We start from the raw sequence: 13,709 nt of genomic DNA, 5'->3' as shown, positions 1-13,709 counted from the left end.
ATTCCCGGTCTTTTCATTTCTACCGCCAGCCAGCAAAAAAAACCGGCCAATGGCCGGTTTTTACATGCAAGATATCGCCTTAGTGGGCGGCTTCCGGTTTGTGCTTCGGCGCGCTCTGGAAGTCGTAAGTCAGCGTATTTTTCACGCTGTCCAGAGAGACCGTCACCTGCCCCCCGTCGACCAGCGAGCCAAACAGCAGCTCGTTCGCCAGCGGTTTTTTCAGGTTGTCCTGAATGACGCGTCCCATCGGACGTGCCCCCATCGCCCGGTCGTAGCCTTTTTCCGCCAGCCAGTCGCGCGCTTCCTGGCTGACTTCCAGGGAGACGCCTTTCTGATCCAGCTGAACCTGCAGCTCGACGATAAACTTGTCGACAACCTGATGGATCACCGTGGTGGAGAGGTGATCGAACCAGATAATGTTGTCGAGACGGTTACGGAACTCCGGCGTAAAGATCTTCTTGATCTCATCCATTGCATCCGGACTGTTGTCCTGCTGGATAAGGCCAATCGATTTACGCTCGGTTTCCCGCACCCCGGCGTTAGTGGTCATCACCAGCACCACGTTGCGGAAGTCCGCTTTACGTCCGTTGTTATCGGTCAGCGTTCCGTTATCCATCACCTGCAGCAGCAGGTTGAACACGTCCGGATGCGCTTTTTCGATCTCATCGAGCAGCAGCACCGCGTGCGGATGTTTAATCACCGCATCGGTCAGCAGCCCGCCCTGATCGAAGCCGACGTAGCCCGGAGGCGCCCCGATTAAACGGCTGACGGTATGACGTTCCATATATTCGGACATATCAAAACGCAGCAGCTCAATACCCAGCGCCTTCGCCAGCTGCACGGTCACTTCGGTTTTCCCCACCCCGGTCGGCCCGGCGAACAGGAATGAACCCACCGGCTTGTGCTCATGGCCCAGCCCGGCGCGCGCCATTTTGATGGCTTCCGTCAGCGCCTCGATGGCCTTATCCTGACCAAAGACCAGCATTTTCAGTCGATCGCCAAGGTTTTTCAGCGTATCGCGATCGCTGCGGGAGACGCTCTTCTCAGGGATCCGCGCAATGCGCGCCACCACTGACTCGATATCCGCCACATTGACCGTTTTCTTACGCTTGCTGACCGGCATTAAGCGCGCCCGCGCCCCTGCCTCGTCAATCACGTCAATCGCCTTATCCGGCAGATGACGATCGTTAATGTATTTCACCGCCAGCTCAACCGCGGCACGCACCGCCTTGGCGGTATAACGCACATCGTGGTGCGCTTCGTACTTCGGCTTCAGACCGTTGATAATCTGGACGGTCTCTTCCACCGACGGTTCGGTAATATCAATTTTCTGGAAACGGCGGGCCAGCGCACGATCTTTCTCAAAGATGTTGCTGAATTCCTGGTAAGTGGTGGAGCCAATCACCCGGATCTTGCCGCTGGAAAGCAGCGGTTTGATCAGGTTAGCCGCATCGACCTGACCGCCAGACGCCGCCCCCGCACCGATGATGGTGTGGATCTCATCAATGAACAGGATGCTGTTGGTATCCTGCTCCAGCTGTTTGAGCAACGCTTTAAAGCGTTTTTCAAAATCGCCACGGTATTTCGTCCCGGCCAGCAGAGAACCAATATCGAGCGAGTAGATGGTGCAGTCAGCCATGACTTCCGGCACATCGCCCTGCACAATACGCCAGGCAAGGCCTTCGGCGATGGCGGTTTTACCGACGCCGGATTCTCCCACCAGCAGCGGGTTATTTTTACGCCGACGGCACAGAACCTGGATGGCGCGCTCCAGCTCTTTTTCACGGCCGATCAGGGGATCAATGCCGCCGACGCGAGCAAGCTGATTGAGGTTGGTGGTGAAGTTTTCCATACGTTCCTCCCCGCCGGCTTGCTCTTCATTGCCAGGCTGGCTTCCGCTGTTATCGGAAGACTGGCTCGGCTCGTCTTTGCGTGTACCATGAGAAATGAAGTTCACCACATCGAGTCGGCTCACTTCATGTTTACGCAGCAGGTAGGCGGCCTGCGACTCCTGCTCGCTGAAAATCGCCACCAGCACGTTGGCGCCGGTCACTTCGCTGCGGCCAGAAGATTGCACGTGGAAGACGGCGCGCTGCAGCACACGCTGGAAGCTGAGCGTCGGCTGGGTGTCGCGCTCTTCTTCTGTGGCTGGCAGGACGGGTGTGGTTTGTTCGATGAAGGCTTCAAGTTCCTGACGCAATGCCACCAGGTCCACTGAACACGCTTCCAGGGCCTCACGGGCCGAGGGGTTGCTTAGCAGAGCCAGCAGCAAGTGCTCGACGGTCATAAACTCATGACGGTGCTCGCGCGCTCTGGCGAAAGCCATATTTAAACTGAGTTCCAGTTCTTGATTGAGCATAGGCACCTCCCCCAATTTTCATGCCTGTATTCAGGCTTTTTCCAGCGTACACAGCAATGGATGCTCGTTCTCCCTCGCGTACTGATTCACCATAGCGACTTTGGTCTCCGCCACTTCCGCGGTAAACACGCCACAAATCGCCTTACCTTCATAGTGAACCGTGAGCATCAGTTGCGTTGCACGTTCAACATCATAAGAAAAGAATTTTTGTAACACGTCAATAACAAACTCCATTGGAGTGTAGTCATCATTGACCAATATCACTTTATACATAGATGGCGGTTTAATCGCATCACGAACTTCGTCGTCAACCAGGTGCTCGAAGTCCAGCCAATCTCTCTTACTCATCGTCAGTGTTCATCATCGGTTGCTGTTGCCAACAGGCGGAGGCCTGTCGATGACCAGAGGTTATGCTCATCACAAATCTACAACAGATCATAGATAACTATCATCTATCGCTTCTATCCGCGACGGCTGTCACATTCCCCGGCAATAGCGTTAACTGCTTCAAATTTTGACGCATTTTTCGCCGCTCCCCCTCCTCAATCGCTTGACGCGTTTTCGTATTTCTCTAAATTGTAGTGGCGAGAGTTGGCGAGCAATTGAACAACTCGTCACTCCACCACCGGTTCATTCCATCTTACTAATAAAGATTTACGAAGGATGTCGAAGTATGGAAATGGGTACTGTTAAGTGGTTCAACAATGCCAAAGGGTTCGGTTTTATCTGCCCTGAGGGCGGCGGCGAAGACATTTTCGCCCATTACTCCACCATCCAGATGGATGGTTACAGAACGCTAAAAGCCGGACAAGCCGTTCGGTTTGATGTTCACCAGGGGCCAAAAGGCAACCACGCCAGCGTGATCGTCCCTGTGGAAGCGGAAACGGCTGCATAACTCTTTTGCTTCATTGTGTACATCCTGCTAATAAAATGCCAGTCCTTCTGACTGGCATTTTTATTTCTCATCCCGACTACTCCCGCGCCAGGGCATCCACCGGATCGAGCCGCGCCGCATTGCGCGCCGGCAGCCACCCAAACAGCACCCCGGTTAACGTCGAACAGAGAAACGCTGTCACCAGCGCCAGCGGCGAAAAACCGATCTCCCAGCCGGGGAGAAACAGCTGCAGAATAAACGCAATCATCAGCGACAATGTGACCCCCAGCGCGCCGCCGACCAAGCAAACCAGCACCGCTTCAATGAGAAACTGCTGCAGCACATCGCTGGCCCGGGCGCCAACCGCCATGCGGATGCCTATCTCACGCGTTCGTTCGGTCACCGACACCAGCATAATATTCATCACGCCAATCCCGCCGACCACCAGGGCGATCACCGCCACCAATGTCAGGAACAGCTGTAAGGTATGTGTGGTCCTTTCGGCGGTTTTCAAGATGCTGTCCATATTCCAGGTGAATACATCTTTTTTACCATGCCGCAGCTCCAGCAAACGCAGCAGCTGCTTTTCAGCGGTGTCGCTGTCATAGCCTTCATGAACGCGGACGGTGATCGAGTTCAGCCACGACTGGCCCATCACCCTTCCCGCCATGGTGGTGTAGGGCAACCAGACGCGGAGAATTTTACTGCTGCCGAACATCGACTGCTTTTCATCCGCAACGCCAATCACCGTGGCCGGCATATTGCCCACCAGAATCACCTCGCCCACCACTTTCGCTTTATTGGGAAACAGCTGGCGACGGGTATTGCTGTCGAGCACCACCACCTGCGCCCGGCTGTTGAGCTGCAGCTCATTAAAGGTATTGCCCTCGCTAAAGGTCATGCCGTAAACATTAAAGTATTGCGGCCCCACCCCTTCCGCGCTGGCGGCTACGTCAATATTGTTGGCGCGCAGACGCAGGCTTTTTGACACCGCCGGCGTAGCGGAACGCACCCACGGCTGTTTCTGGATCGCCAGCAAGTCGTCATACTTCAGCGCCTGCTGATAGCGCGGGTCGTCATCGCCAAAATCCTTGCCAGGGTAGACGTCAATGGTATTGGTGCCTATCGCGCGAATATCTGCCAGCACCATCTGTTTGGCGGCATCGCCCACCACGACGATCGACACCACCGAGGCAATCCCAATAATAATGCCGAGCATGGTCAGCAGGGTGCGCATTTTATTCGCCGCCATCGCCCGCCAGGCCATGACCAGCGCCTCGCGAAAGCCGCTGGTGAACTGACGCCACGCCGAGGGCTCCTCCTGCTGACGGGCGCGCAGCCCACCGCCCTGGCGGCTGGCGGAGGGGTTGCGGACGATTTCGCCATCGCGGATCTCGACGATCCGCTCCGCCTGAGCGGCGACCTGCGGATCGTGAGTGACAATGATGACCGTGTGCCCCTGCGCTTTCAGCTGGTGCAGGATCGCCATCACCTCTTCGCCGGAATGGCTGTCCAGCGCGCCGGTCGGCTCATCGGCGAGGATCACTTCCCCACCGTTCATCAGGGCACGGGCGATACTGACCCGCTGCTGTTGGCCGCCGGACAGCTGCGACGGCTGATAGTCGGCGCGATCGCCAAGCCCCAGGCGCGCCAGCAGCTCATGAGCGCGCGCCAGGCGCGCCCGCCGTTCACTGCCGGCATACACCGCCGGCACTTCGACGTTCTGCGCGGCGGTCAGATGCGACAGCAGGTGATAGCGTTGAAAGATAAAACCAAAGTGTTCCCGCCGCAGACGGGCCAGCGCATCGCCATCCAGCTGCGCAATATCGGTTCCCGCCACCCGATAGGTGCCGCTGGTGGGTTTATCAAGGCAGCCAAGGATGTTCATCAGCGTTGATTTACCCGAGCCGGAGGCGCCCACGATCGCCACCATCTCCCCGGCATGGATACTGAGGGTGATCCCCTTGAGGACCTCAACGCTGCCGTCGCCGGAAGGATAGCTGCGACGAATATCACGCAGCTCGAGCAGGGCCGTCATTTTGCCGCCCCGCTCGCGCTCTCGCCGACGATCACCTCATCCCCCTCTTCAAGTCCCTGCACCACCGCGACGTCGGTATCATTGCGCGCGCCAATGACAATCTCACGCTCTTTGACCTCGCCGGTACGCAACAGCCGGACGTGGTAGCGGTTATCACCGACCGCATCGCCCAGGGCGCTCAGCGGGATGGTGATCACGTTCTTCACCTCGGCCAGTTGAATATGCACCTGCGCGGTCATGTCGAGGCGCAGGATCCCCTGCGGGTTCGGGACCTCGAAGCGGGCATAATAGAAGATGGCGTCGTTGACTTTTTCCGGCGTCGGCAGAATGTCCTTCAGCTTGCCTTCATAGCGGGTTAACGGGTCGCCCAGCACGGTAAACCACGCCTTTTGCCCCGGTCTGAGATGGATGACATCCGCTTCGGAGACCTGCGCTTTAACCAGCATGGTGCTGAGGTCCGCCAGGGTCAGAATATTCGGCGCCTGCTGGGCAGCGATCACCGTCTGTCCCTGCAGGGTGGTAATTTGCGTCACTTCGCCAGCCATCGGAGCCAGGATCCGCGTGTAGTCGAGGTTGGTCTTCGCGGTGTCGAGCGTCGCCTGGTTGCGCTTAATTTGCGCTTCAATGGTGCCGATTTGCGCCTGTTTCACCGCCAGGTCGGTGGCCGCGGTATCGAGGTCCTGTCGCGAGACCAGCTGGCGCTGCGCCAGCTGCTGCTGACGGGCCAGGGTCACCTGCGCCAGCTTACTCTCCGCGCGCGCCTGATTGAGCTGGGCGCGCAGCTCCATCAACGTCGCTTCCACCTCTTTGATCTGGTTTTGCGCCTGCTCAGGATCGATAACCCCCAGCAGTTGGTCCTTTTTGACCTTATCGCCGATATTCACGTGCAGCGTCTTCAGCTGTCCGCTGACCTGGGCGCCGACGTCAACTTTTCGCAGGGCATCCAGCTTGCCGGTAGCCAGCACGCTCTGCTGGAGGTCGCCTTTGCGCACCACCAGTGTCTGGTAGTGCGGCAGCGGCGCGTTGAGGATCTGCCATCCCCAGACCGCCAGACCCAGCACCACGATCGCCAACAGCCACCAGACGGTCCTGCGTTTTCCCTTCAATTTCATATTCCGATTCCTGCTGTTTCCCTGCCGCTCCAGGCGGTGATTCTATCGAAACCCATTGGCAACAGAACATCCATTTTTCGCGCCAATGACGTTTTGTTTAGCTGCCGGAGAGCTTTGCGCCGCCGAGCCCCCCGACGGTGAAGAGATTAATCGGCGCGACCGCGGGCCAGCCACAGTACCCGCGAGAACATTTTTTTCAGCAGCGTCGGCACTGCGTCCACCCCACGGCGGCCGGCTTCCATTGCCACCTCAATCGCCAGGTCCGGCTTGGATGAACGATGAATGGCCTTGGTGATCACCCGCCGCATATTCATGGGCACATTATCCGGGATCTGCGCCACCCGGTGGTAAACGTCATCAAATCCCTGACGATACATAAAGTGTTCCATATCCAGCGCCGGCAGAGTGGTCAGATGGTCGCGCTCCAGTTCGCGATCGTTATTCAGCAGGCCGCGTACGGTCGCGGCATATTTTTTCCCTGCCTCATCGCCGTCCACCAGCACGTGCCACTGGATCCCCATCCGGCGGGCGAATTTGATCAACGGCTTCAGGCCCGACTGGGCGAATTCAATGACTTTCACCCCTTCAGCATCAAAATGATGGCCGCACTGGCGGGCCAGTTCGTTGATAACCCAGGTTTCCGTCTCCCCCTCCACCAGCAACCAACAGCGGGCGAAGAGCGATGAGGCGCGATTGAAGCGGATATGAAAGGCAATGCGCCGACTCTCTTCGGCATTCATTCCGCCGGGCCCCAGCCGCCATGCCGACACCCGCGCCGATTCACGCACCAGCCGACACACCTGCTCCACCGGCGTCAGGGACAGCAGCTCTCCGGAGTTGGTGGTGGTCACCCGCTGCAACGGCAGCAAATTCAGCAGATGCCAGGCGACGGAGAGCATGATCGGATGCAGGCGGGTCTCGGGATCTTCAATCAACAGCAGCGGCCGCGCGTCGCGATCGAGGCGCACCGTCCCTTTCGCCTGCAGCAGGGTGGCGAACAGCCCCAGCAGGATCACCCGATGGCTGCGCCCGCCGGGCTTGTCGATCATCCGGTTGATAATATCCAGATAACGCCAGCTACGCTGTTCATCATGGGAACGCCGCCGCATCAGGCGATGTCGCGTCTGGGCGCTGCTTTGCTCGGCAAAATAATGCTCCAGCAGCTGCACCATGGCCGACAACCCCTCGCGGATCTGACCGTCGGATAAATTTTGCGGGTGGCTGACCAGTTCGCGGGACAGAAAATCCAGCTGGCGGGCGGTGATCTCTATCTGCGGCGAGTGCGGTACCGTTCCGTTATGAATGCGCCGCATAAAGCGCGCATCGCGCAGGCGCAGCACCGGCATCAAACGCACCAGGTGTCTGGCCAGCTCATCGATATCCTCCAGCGCCAGCGCTTCGCCTTCGCCATCGATAAAACTGCGCAGGGTCATCACGCTGTCGTCATCGGCGAGTTCGCCTTCCAGGCGGTAGAACACCCGGTGATACCCGTCATCACAGGGCACCCAACAGCGCTGAAGCGGACGGAAACGCCGCACCCGATGGCGTCCCGGCTCCGTTTCGCGGAAGGTCAGAATAATATGCAAATGGTGCTCGCGCCCCTGGATGTCGCCCGCGGGGAACCAAAAGTCATCGCGAACAAAGTGATAAAGATCGAACTCTGGCGACAAAAGCAGGGTCAGCGCATCAAGCAGACTGGACTTCCCCCACGCGTTTTCCCCGATCAGGACGTTATTTTGCTCGAGCATCAACGACAGACGATTGATACCGCGAAAACCGACGATTTCTACGCGCTCAAGAAGCATATCCCCTCCGCTAAACCACCACTCTCCTTCAGTAATCAACAGTATAGCGAGGGCGGCGGCAAGATGACACTCCGCTTGGTCACCTCGCGCATCCTATTCAGGAGGTTAAATATATTCATAAAATTACACACTTACCGCCTATTAACCGCTGTTGATTATTCATCAAACAAAATAGTTTTATTTCAGACGTTATGTTCTACACTATTGATAATCTTGGATGGATATAGGAATAGTTAAACTGGCAAACGCAATCCCTTCACCTTGCCCTAAATCAAATAATATCAATATATTTAACTGGCTCTGGGACGGCGATTATCTCTAGAATAACGCCGCTTTATTTTTATCGTCGTCCCTTATCACGATAAATAAAGAACGGCACGGTCCGCTCGTGCGCGTATACATTTAAATTGAGGTGGTTATGTTCAGAAAATTAGCAGCCGAATGCTTCGGCACCTTCTGGCTTGTATTTGGCGGCTGCGGTAGCGCCGTCCTTGCCGCAGCATTTCCCGAGCTGGGTATCGGTTTTGCCGGCGTGGCGCTGGCATTTGGTTTAACCGTATTAACCATGGCGTATGCGGTTGGCCATATTTCCGGCGGTCATTTCAACCCGGCGGTGACCTTAGGCCTGTGGGCCGGCGGTCGTTTCCCGGCGAAAGAGGTCATTGGCTATATTATCGCCCAGGTGGTCGGCGGAATTATTGCCGCCGCGGTGCTGTACGTAGTGGCCAGCGGTAAAGCCGGCTTTGATGCCGCCGCCAGCGGTTTTGCCTCCAACGGCTATGGCGAACACTCCCCGGGCGGCTTCTCTATGCTGTCGGCTATCGTTATTGAAATCGTACTGACCTGCGGCTTCCTGCTGGTTATCCATGGCGCTACCGACAAACACGCGCCTGCGGGCTTCGCGCCGATCGCTATCGGCCTGGCGCTGACCCTCATCCATTTGATCAGCATTCCGGTCACCAACACCTCAGTCAACCCGGCGCGCAGCACCGCGGTGGCGATTTTCCAGGGCGGTTGGGCGCTGCAGCAGCTGTGGCTGTTCTGGGTCATGCCGATCGTCGGCGGGATCCTCGGCGGCGTGCTGTACCGCACTCTGCTGGAAAAACGCGATTAATCTTTTCTAAAGCCCGGGTCCCCGGGCTTTTTCTTTCTGGCGACAGCTTTACTCGGCCCGGCTATTTGGATAGTGTCATGAGCGCTATTCTCATCATGCAAGGGTTGCATCGTTCATGTTCTCGGGACTATTCATCATTCTGTTGCCGCTGGTCGTCGGCTATTTACTGCCTCTTCGTCACTCCTCCGCGTTAAAACTGATTAACCGGATGCTGAGCTGGATTGTCTATGTGATCCTCTTTTTTATGGGTATCAGCCTGGCGTTTCTCGACAATCTGGCCAGCAATCTGCTGGCGATATTGCATTACGCCGCGGTGAGCGTGGTCATCATTTTACTGTGTAATATTACCGCTCTGCTGTGGCTGGAAAGAAAAATGCCCTGGCGCAGTCTGCATCGTCAGGAGAAATTACCCTCGCGCCTGGCCATGGCCCTGGAATCACTCCAGCTGTGCGGTGTGGTGGTGCTCGGTTTCTTGCTTGGCCTGACCGGCCTGTCTTTTTTACAACACGCCACCGAAGCCAGCGAATATACGCTGATCTTTCTCCTGTTCCTCGTCGGTATTCAATTACGCAATAATGGAATGAGTTTGCGACAAATAGTCCTCAACCGGCGGGGAATGATCGTCGCCGTGGTGGTCACGGCCAGTTCATTACTCGGCGGCATCCTCAACGCCTTTATTCTGGATTTGCCGCTAAAGACCGGTCTGGCGATGGCCAGCGGCTTCGGCTGGTATTCACTCTCCGGTATTTTACTGACCGAATCCTTTGGCCCGGTGATCGGCAGCGCGGCGTTCTTTAACGACCTGTGCCGCGAGCTGCTGGCCATCATGTTAATTCCGGGCCTGATTCGCCGTAGCCGCTCCACGGCGCTGGGGCTGTGCGGCGCCACCTCCATGGACTTCACCTTACCGGTGCTGCAGCGTTCCGGGGGCGTGGAGATCGTCCCTGCCGCCATCGTGCACGGTTTTCTGCTGAGCCTGCTGGTCCCGATCCTGATCGCCTTTTTTGCCGCCTGAGCAGGCGCTGGCGGCAGACTTCCTGCCGCCAATTTTGCGCTAAATCAATCTCCCTTTAAGTTGTATCAGAAATACCTTTTCTCCTCACGCGCTCGGGCATAACCTTAAACATGTATATCAAATATAACTTTAAAGGTGTGACCATGTTTTGTGTGCAATGTGAACAAACCATTCGTACCCCGGCCGGCAACGGCTGCTCTTACGCGCAGGGGATGTGCGGTAAAACAGCGGAAACCTCCGATCTGCAGGATCTGCTGATTGCGTCACTGCAAGGCCTCTCCGCCTGGGCGCTCAAGGCCCGCGAATATGGCATTATCGACCACGACGTCGATAGCTTTGCGCCGCGCGCTTTTTTCTCTACGCTGACTAACGTTAACTTCGACTCCCCGCGTATCGTTGGCTATGCGCGCCAGGCTATCGCCATGCGTGAAGCGCTTAAAGCGCAGTGCCTGAACATTGATGCCCACGCGACGGTTAACAATCCGATGGCCGCTCTGCAACTGGCTAGCGACGATCTGGGCGACCTGCAGCGTCAGGCGGCGGAATTTACCCCGAACAAAGACAAAGCGGCCATCGGCGAGAACATTCTCGGCCTGCGCCTGCTGTGCCTGTACGGCCTGAAAGGCGCTGCGGCTTATATGGAGCACGCGCACGTTCTCGGCCAGTATGACAACGACATCTACGCCCAGTACCATAAAATCATGGCATGGCTGGGTACCTGGCCTGCCGATATGAACGCGCTGCTGGAGTGCTCAATGGAGATCGGCCAGATGAACTTCAAAGTCATGAGCATTCTGGACGCCGGTGAGACCAGCAAATACGGTCATCCGACCCCAACCCAGGTCAACGTTAAAGCGACCGAGGGCAAGTGCATCCTGATCTCCGGCCATGACCTGAAAGATCTCTATAACCTGCTGGAGCAGACCGAAGGCACCGGCGTTAACGTCTATACCCACGGGGAAATGCTGCCGGCGCACGGCTATCCGGAGCTGCGTAAATTCAAACACCTGATTGGGAACTACGGCAGCGGCTGGCAGAACCAGCAGGTGGAGTTCGCCCGCTTCCCGGGCCCCATCGTCATGACCTCTAACTGCATCATCGACCCCACCGTCGGCGCCTACGACGATCGTATCTGGACCCGCAGCATCGTCGGCTGGCCGGGCGTGAACCACCTGGAAGGTGAAGACTTCGCGCCGGTTATCGCCCAGGCGCAGCAGATGGCTGGCTTCCCGTACAGCGAGATCCCGCATCTGATCACCGTCGGCTTTGGCCGTCAGACCCTGCTCGGCGCGGCGGACACACTGATCGATCTGGTCAGCCGGGAAAAACTGCGTCACATTTTCCTCGTCGGCGGCTGCGATGGCGCCCGCGGGGAACGTAACTATTTCACCGATTTCGCCACCAGCGTGCCGGACGACTGCCTGATCCTGACCCTGGCCTGCGGTAAATACCGCTTCAACAAGCTGGACTTCGGCGATATCGAAGGCCTGCCGCGTCTGGTGGATGCCGGGCAGTGCAACGATGCCTACTCGGCGATTATTCTGGCGGTCACGCTGGCAGAAAAACTGGGCTGCGGCGTCAACGATCTGCCGCTGTCGCTGGTGCTCTCCTGGTTCGAGCAGAAAGCGATCGTCATCCTGCTGACGCTGCTGTCTCTCGGCGTGAAAAACATTGTCACCGGCCCGACGGCTCCTGGCTTCTTCACTCCGGATCTGCTGGCTATCCTCAATGAGAAGTTTGGTCTGCGTTCCGTGACCACCGTGGAACAAGATATGCAGCAGCTGCTGAGCGCGTAAGGAGTCCCTGATGACCATGCCAACCTCACAATGCCCGTGGCGAATGCAGGTGCATCACATCCATCAGGAAACGCCGGATGTGTGGACCGTTTCATTGCTCTGCCATGACTATTATCCGTACCGTGCCGGGCAGTACGCCCTGGTCAGCGTACGTCATTCGGCAGAGACCCTGCGCGCTTACACTATTTCGTCCACGCCGGGCGTCAGCGAATATATTACGTTGACCGTTCGCCGTATTGACGATGGCGCGGGCTCACAGTGGCTCACCCGCGACGTAAAGCGCGGCGACTATATCTGGCTGTCCGACGCGATGGGGGATTTCACCTGCGAGGATAAGGCGGATGATAAGTTCCTGCTGCTGGCCGCTGGCTGCGGCGTCACGCCGATCATGTCGATGCGCCGCTGGCTGGCGAAGTACCGTCCGCAGGCCGACGTGCAGGTGATCTATAGCGTTCGTTCGCCGGAGGATGTGATCTTTGCCGAAGAGTGGCGCAACTATCCGGTTACCCTGGTGGCGGAGCACCACGCGACGCACGGTTTTGTCGCCGGCCGTCTGACCCCGGAACTACTGCAGAGCGTGCCGGATATCGCCAGCCGCACCGTGATGACCTGCGGGCCAGCGCCGTATATGGAGAAAGTTGAACAGGACGTTGCCGCCCTGGGTGTTACCCGCTTCTTTAAGGAGAAGTTCTTCACCCCGGTGGCGGAGGCCGCCACCAGCGGGCTGAAATTCACCAAACTGCAGCCGGCGCGAGAATTTTACGCGCCGGTTGGCACCACCCTGCTCGATGCGCTGGAGAGCAATCAGGTGCCGGTGACCGTCGCCTGCCGCGCCGGCGTCTGCGGCTGCTGCAAAACCAGAGTCGTTTCCGGGGAGTATAGCGTCACCAGCACCATGACGCTGACCGACGGCGAAATCGCCGACGGCTATGTGCTGGCCTGCTCCTGTCACCCGCTGGGCGATCTGGTTCTGGCTTGACCTTAAAAGGCCGGATGACGCTAGGTTTATCCGGCCTCTGTTTCTGCTTTACGTCGTACGCAGTTGTTCCGCCTTTCGGCGCATGGCTATCGCCAGGCCGACTGACCGGCCAGCGAGTAACGCCCGGCGCCCAAAAGCGCAATCGCCAGCGCGCCAACAAAGAAATAGACCAGATTCTCAATCGCCCACGCGCCCACCGCATCAAGCGCAAACGTCTTGCCGAGACCGACCATCAGCCACGCCACTACCATGGTGAAAGCCAACACCAGCGCCGCTGGGCGCGTCAGGATGCCGACAATCAACAAACAGGGGGCAACCACTTCCCCCACCAGCACACCGTAGGCGATAAACCCCGGCAACCCCTTCGCCACCAGCATCCCGCTAATGCCGTCCACGCCATCCAGCAGCTTGTGCAAACCGTGAAAGAGCATTAACCCGCCGACGGCGAGTCGTAACAAGAGTTTACCGGCATCTTCATGCGACAGCGTTCTATTTACTGTGTTTAACAATCCCTTAACCATTTGATGTGCTTCCTGTTTTACACCCTGTGAGACCCCAGAGCATGCCCAATACTTCAGCAATAAAACCAGCGAAAAATTGAGGGAAATCGGCAACGT

At 57.5% G+C, this 13,709-nt stretch carries 11 protein-coding genes; 5 read left to right on the top strand and 6 right to left on the bottom strand.

The window, feature by feature from the left end; translation table 11 throughout:
• Nucleotides 1–79 precede the first annotated feature (79 nt).
• Both clpA and clpS read right to left on the bottom strand, forming a co-directional pair.
• On the bottom strand, nucleotides 80–2,359 hold the full coding sequence (gene clpA / locus ACOI7Z_RS02270) for an ATP-dependent Clp protease ATP-binding subunit ClpA (protein WP_032455257.1): 2,280 nt from the start codon (nucleotides 2,357–2,359) through the stop codon (nucleotides 80–82).
• 30 nt (nucleotides 2,360–2,389) lie between these two features.
• A complete protein-coding gene (clpS, locus tag ACOI7Z_RS02265) occupies nucleotides 2,390–2,707 on the bottom strand; it encodes an ATP-dependent Clp protease adapter ClpS (RefSeq protein ID WP_002896520.1) in 318 nt (105 codons plus the stop codon).
• Between the two features lie 325 nt (nucleotides 2,708–3,032).
• Between clpS and cspD the strand changes: the two genes are divergently transcribed.
• Entirely contained in the window at nucleotides 3,033–3,254 is a 222-nt protein-coding gene (cspD, locus tag ACOI7Z_RS02260; RefSeq protein WP_002896516.1) for a cold shock-like protein CspD, read from the top strand.
• A gap of 76 nt (nucleotides 3,255–3,330) precedes the next feature.
• Here cspD and macB read toward each other — a convergent pair whose 3' ends face one another.
• The 3 genes from macB to ACOI7Z_RS02245 form a co-directional block, all read right to left on the bottom strand.
• Nucleotides 3,331–5,271, bottom strand: a complete 1,941-nt coding sequence (macB, locus tag ACOI7Z_RS02255; RefSeq protein WP_044521907.1) for a macrolide ABC transporter ATP-binding protein/permease MacB — start codon at nucleotides 5,269–5,271, stop codon at nucleotides 3,331–3,333.
• Nucleotides 5,268–6,383 carry a macrolide transporter subunit MacA gene (gene macA, locus ACOI7Z_RS02250; RefSeq protein WP_085550642.1) on the bottom strand — a complete coding sequence of 372 codons (1,116 nt, stop codon included), beginning with the start codon at nucleotides 6,381–6,383 and terminating at the stop codon, nucleotides 5,268–5,270. Before macA ends, macB begins: the two co-directional genes overlap by 4 nt.
• Nucleotides 6,384–6,529: 146 nt before the next feature.
• Nucleotides 6,530–8,188: an ATP-dependent endonuclease gene (locus ACOI7Z_RS02245; RefSeq protein WP_023289003.1), complete on the bottom strand. Its 1,659-nt coding sequence runs from the start codon at nucleotides 8,186–8,188 to the stop codon at nucleotides 6,530–6,532.
• Nucleotides 8,189–8,606: 418 nt separating this feature from the next.
• Between ACOI7Z_RS02245 and aqpZ the strand changes: the two genes are divergently transcribed.
• The 4 genes from aqpZ to hcr all read left to right on the top strand — a co-directional run bounded on the left by aqpZ (nucleotide 8,607) and on the right by hcr (nucleotide 13,092).
• Entirely contained in the window at nucleotides 8,607–9,302 is a 696-nt protein-coding gene (gene aqpZ / locus ACOI7Z_RS02240) for an aquaporin Z (protein WP_004201355.1), read from the top strand.
• A gap of 115 nt (nucleotides 9,303–9,417) precedes the next feature.
• On the top strand, nucleotides 9,418–10,317 hold the full coding sequence (locus tag ACOI7Z_RS02235; protein WP_023289001.1) for a lysine exporter LysO family protein: 900 nt from the start codon (nucleotides 9,418–9,420) through the stop codon (nucleotides 10,315–10,317).
• 143 nt (nucleotides 10,318–10,460) lie between these two features.
• Nucleotides 10,461–12,113, top strand: coding sequence for a hydroxylamine reductase (gene hcp, locus ACOI7Z_RS02230; RefSeq protein ID WP_065882133.1), 1,653 nt, complete (start codon nucleotides 10,461–10,463; stop codon nucleotides 12,111–12,113).
• Between the two features lie 10 nt (nucleotides 12,114–12,123).
• On the top strand, nucleotides 12,124–13,092 hold the full coding sequence (hcr, locus tag ACOI7Z_RS02225) for an NADH oxidoreductase (RefSeq protein WP_032455254.1): 969 nt from the start codon (nucleotides 12,124–12,126) through the stop codon (nucleotides 13,090–13,092).
• Between the two features lie 86 nt (nucleotides 13,093–13,178).
• On the opposite strand, the gene ACOI7Z_RS02220 is transcribed toward hcr, so the two are convergent.
• The gene (locus ACOI7Z_RS02220) at nucleotides 13,179–13,613 is read right to left on the bottom strand and encodes a DoxX family protein (protein WP_023288998.1); all 435 of its coding nucleotides are present in this window, start codon (nucleotides 13,611–13,613) and stop codon (nucleotides 13,179–13,181) included.
• Nucleotides 13,614–13,709 lie beyond the last annotated feature (96 nt).

This window comes from Klebsiella sp. C283, from assembly GCF_048822555.1.
GTDB classification, from domain to species: domain Bacteria; phylum Pseudomonadota; class Gammaproteobacteria; order Enterobacterales; family Enterobacteriaceae; genus Klebsiella; species Klebsiella quasipneumoniae.
Note: the sequence above shows the minus strand (reverse complement) of the source record. Positions and strands in the feature narration are given on the sequence as shown.

What these genes read in the sequence shown, in the direction of transcription:
- clpA (WP_032455257.1), bottom strand. Translation starts at nt 2,359, where the DNA reads ATGCTCAATCAAGAACTGGAACTCAGTTTAAATATGGCTTTCGCCAGA.
- clpS (WP_002896520.1), bottom strand. Translation starts at nt 2,707, where the DNA reads ATGAGTAAGAGAGATTGGCTGGACTTCGAGCACCTGGTTGACGACGAA.
- cspD (WP_002896516.1), top strand. Translation starts at nt 3,033, where the DNA reads ATGGAAATGGGTACTGTTAAGTGGTTCAACAATGCCAAAGGGTTCGGT.
- macB (WP_044521907.1), bottom strand. Translation starts at nt 5,271, where the DNA reads ATGACGGCCCTGCTCGAGCTGCGTGATATTCGTCGCAGCTATCCTTCC.
- macA (WP_085550642.1), bottom strand. Translation starts at nt 6,383, where the DNA reads ATGAAATTGAAGGGAAAACGCAGGACCGTCTGGTGGCTGTTGGCGATC.
- ACOI7Z_RS02245 (WP_023289003.1), bottom strand. Translation starts at nt 8,188, where the DNA reads ATGCTTCTTGAGCGCGTAGAAATCGTCGGTTTTCGCGGTATCAATCGT.
- aqpZ (WP_004201355.1), top strand. Translation starts at nt 8,607, where the DNA reads ATGTTCAGAAAATTAGCAGCCGAATGCTTCGGCACCTTCTGGCTTGTA.
- ACOI7Z_RS02235 (WP_023289001.1), top strand. Translation starts at nt 9,418, where the DNA reads ATGTTCTCGGGACTATTCATCATTCTGTTGCCGCTGGTCGTCGGCTAT.
- hcp (WP_065882133.1), top strand. Translation starts at nt 10,461, where the DNA reads ATGTTTTGTGTGCAATGTGAACAAACCATTCGTACCCCGGCCGGCAAC.
- hcr (WP_032455254.1), top strand. Translation starts at nt 12,124, where the DNA reads ATGACCATGCCAACCTCACAATGCCCGTGGCGAATGCAGGTGCATCAC.
- ACOI7Z_RS02220 (WP_023288998.1), bottom strand. Translation starts at nt 13,613, where the DNA reads ATGGTTAAGGGATTGTTAAACACAGTAAATAGAACGCTGTCGCATGAA.